General features: G+C 69.0%; 2 protein-coding genes. Both read left to right on the forward strand.

Features of this window, described 5'->3' with window-relative positions; all coding sequences use genetic code 11:
* Window positions 1-173: 173 nt before the first annotated feature.
* Window positions 174-2,288, forward strand: coding sequence for a beta-galactosidase (locus ACSJJR_RS05630; protein ID WP_435942568.1), 2,115 nt, complete (start codon window positions 174-176; stop codon window positions 2,286-2,288).
* A 95-nt stretch (window positions 2,289-2,383) separates the two neighbouring features.
* Window positions 2,384-3,772 (forward strand): glycoside hydrolase family 30 protein, encoded by a 1,389-nt coding sequence (locus ACSJJR_RS05635; protein ID WP_435942569.1) that lies wholly within the window; start codon window positions 2,384-2,386, stop codon window positions 3,770-3,772.
* Window positions 3,773-3,865: the final 93 nt, after the last annotated feature.

Below are 3,865 nucleotides of genomic sequence, written 5' to 3' on the forward strand. Positions count from 1 at the left end.
AGACAAGTTTTGATTTTTTCTATTCTGCGTCACTTTCTCACGCTCGTGTGGGCGGGGCGAGGCAGCCCTCTGTGCGACGACATGTACGCCGCCGCCCCTTCCCCTGCACACACCCATGACCTACTATCTAGTAACCACTAGATAAGCGGCGAGGGTGCCGCAGGAGGTCAACGATGACAGCACAGACGGACCGCCTCATCTTCGGGGCCGCCTACTACGACGAGTACACCCCCGTCTCCGCCGGTGAGGACCGCCTCGAGCGCGACATGCAGATGATGGTGGACGCCGGCTTCACCACCATCCGCATCGCCGAGTTCACCTGGGGCACCTGGAACCCCGCCCCCGGCGTCTTCGACTGGTACCACATCGACCGCGCCATCGACGCCGCCGCAGCCCACGGCCTCGACGTCATCGTCGGCACCCCCACCGCGGCCGTGCCCACGTGGCTCGCCGCCCGTCACCCCGAGGTCATGGGCGTGTCCGCCACCGGCCTGCCCAACCAGTACGGCCCCCGCCAGAACATGGACATCACGGCCCCCGCCTACCGCTACTACGGCGAGCAGGCCATCCGCGCCCTCGTCGAGCACACCGCCGGACGCAGCAACGTCATCGGCTTCCAGCTCGACAACGAGACCAAGTACTACGACGCCTACAACGCCGACATCCAGCACGCCTTCGTTGACCACCTCAAGGCGCGCTTCGGCGGCGACCTCGACGCCCTCAACGCCGCCTACGGCCTGAACTACTGGGCCAACCGCGTCAACGTATGGGAGGAGCTGCCGGACGTCACCATGACGGTCAACGGGTCCCTGGGCGCCGCCTTCGACGCCTTCCGCCGCGGCCTCGTCACGGAGTTCCTCAGCTGGCAGCGCGCCATCGTCGACGACTACCGCCGCCAGGACCAGTTCGTCACCCAGAACTTCGACTACGAGTGGCGCGGATACTCCTTCGGCCTGCAACCCGCCGTGGACCACTTCAAGGCCGCCGAGGCCGTCACCCTGGCCGGCGTCGACATCTACCACCCCGGTGAGGACCAGCTCACCGGCAAGGAGATCGCCTTCGGCGGCGATGTCAACCGCTCCCTCAAGGACGGCGCCCCCTACCTCGTCCTGGAGACCCAGGCCCAGGGCCAGATGGGCTGGCTGCCCTACCCCGGCCAGCTGCGCCTGCAGGGCTACTCCCACCTGGCCTCCGGCGCCTGCGGCGTCATGTACTGGCACTGGGGCTCCATCCACAACTCCTTCGAGACCTACTGGAAGGGCCTGCTCTCCCAGGACTACTCCGCCAACCCCACCTACCGTGAGGCCTGCGTGCTGGGCCGGGAGATGAAGGAGCACGCCGCCAGCCTCACCGGCCTGACCAAGAGCAACCGGATCGCCGTCATGGTCTCCAACGAGGCCTACACGGCCCTCGAGTGGTTCTCCATCGACGCCGGCTTCCCCCGCAAGTACGCCGGTGGCGGCGTCAACTACAACGATGTCCTGCGCTGGGTCTACGACGCCCTCTTCGAGCTCAACCTCGAGGCCGACGTTGTGCCCGCCGACGCCCCGCTCGAGCGCCTGCGGCGCTACGCCGTCCTGCTCACCCCGGCGCTGTACTCGGCGCCGCAGACCACCATCGACAACCTGCGCGCCTACGCCACCGGCGGCGGCCACCTGGTCACCACCTTCCGCACCGCCGTCGCCGACGAGAACATCCAGGTGTGGGCCGACCGCCAGCCCCACGGCCTCGCCGACCTGCTGGGCCTGGGCACCGACCAGTTCACCAGGCCCGACGGCGTGCGCCTGGCCCCCGCGGGTGCCCTCGCCGAGCGCCTGGGCGAGGGCGCCGGCCTCGAGGTGAGCCACTTCCTCGAGCTGCTCACCCCCGTCGAGGCCCCCGAGGGGCAGTCCGACGTCGAGGTGCTGGCCACCTACGACCACCACGCCTGGTCCGGGCCCGCCATCGCCACCCGGACGGTCGGTTCCGGCAGCATCACCCACCTGGGTGCCTGGGCCTCGGCCGAGGTCGTGCGCGCCGTGCTCGCCCTCGTCGCCGAACGCGCCGCGGTCACCGACTGGGCCTACGGGCTCGCCGGGACCGTCACGGTGCGCAAGGGCACCAACGGCGCCGGCCGCGACCTGGCCTTCCTCCTCAACTACACCAAGGACGACGTCGCCCTCACCCTGCCGGTCGCCGGCACCGACGTCCTGGGCACCACCGGCCAGGCGGGCACCGACCTCGCCGTCGGCCAGGAGGTCACCATCCCCGGCTGGGGCGTCCTCGTCATCGAGAGCACCCGGGCCTGAGCCATCCGGCGGCGGTGCGCTCGCCCGCGCGCGCCACCGCCGCCGGTCCCACACCAACCCTCCACCGCAACGACGCACCAACTACAGGAATACTCATGAGCGCCGCCCCCACCTGGATCGTCACCACCGAGACCGCCCCCTGGCAGGAGACCCAGGGCGTCACCATCCGCGACATGGACGTCTTCCCCGAGGCCCTGCTCCAGACCGGCTCGCCCCTGCAGGAGGTCGAGGGCTTCGGTGTGTGCTTCAACGAGCTGGGCTGGACCTCCCTGTCGCGCCTCACCGAGGCCGAGCGGGCCAGCATCATGCACGAGATCTTCTCCCCGCAGGGCGCCAACGCCTCCGTGTGCCGCATGCCCGTGGGCGCCAACGACTTCTCGATCGACTGGTACTCCTACGACGAGACCCCCGGCGACCTCGAGCTGAGGGACTTCTCCATCGAGCACGACGAGGCCACCCTCGTGCCCTTCATCAAGGCGGCGCAGGCCGTGCGCCCGGACCTCAGGCTCTGGGCCTCCCCGTGGTGCCCGCCCACGTGGATGAAGACCAACAACCACTACGCCTGCGGCGTGCCCTCGCCCATGGCCCAGCAGACGAAGTACGACAACGGGCTCACCCCCGAGCGCGCCATCCCCGAGGGCACCGACGGCTTCATCCTCGACGAGGAGCACCTGGACGCCTACGCCCGCTACTTCGGCAAGTTCATCGACGCCTACGCCGAGCGAGGCATCGACATCTCCATGGTCATGCCGCAGAACGAGTTCAACTCCGACCAGGTCTTCCCCTCCTGCACCTGGACCCCCGCCGGCCTGGCCCGCTTCCTGCGCCACCTCGTGCCGCAGATGGACAAGCGCGGCGTCGAGGTCTTCTTCGGCACCATGGAGCGCGCGGACGAGCGCCTGGTCGAGGAGGTCCTGGCGGACGAGGAGATCGGTGGGCGCATCGGCGGCGTCGGCTTCCAGTGGGCCGGCAAGGGCGCCGTGGCGAGGATCCACTGGGCCCACCCCGAGCTCAAGATCTACCAGTCCGAGCAGGAGTGCGGGGACGGCAAGAACGACTGGCGCTACGCCCGCTACGCCTGGGGCATGATGCGCCACTACTTCAACCACGGCGCCAACGTCTACGACTACTGGAACCTGTCGCTCGACGCCGGCGGGGTCTCGCGCTGGGGCTGGAGCCAGAACTCCTTCGTCACCGTGGACCCCGCCACCAAGGAGTACGCGTTCAACCACGAGTACTACGTGTTCAAGCACCTGTCGCACTTCGTCAAGGCGGGGGCGCGCTTCGTCAAGACCCTGTCCTACACGGGCTACGAGAACATCCTGTCCTTCGTCAACCCCGACGGCAGCATCGTCATCGCCACCCAGAACGACATGTCGGTGCCCATGCCGATCTCCTTCGCCGCCAACGGCAAGCTCATCGAGGCGACCCTCCCGGCCGACTCCCTGTCCACCTTCGCCATCCCCGCCGAGCTCCTCGCCTGAGGCCCTGTCCGAGCTCCCGCCGAGACCGGTGGGGGGGGGGGGGGAACACACCCGAAGGAACGAAAGCCAGAAGACACACCAGACGGGGGGGAG

The sequence above is a fragment of the Actinomyces sp. W5033 genome (assembly GCF_051303165.1).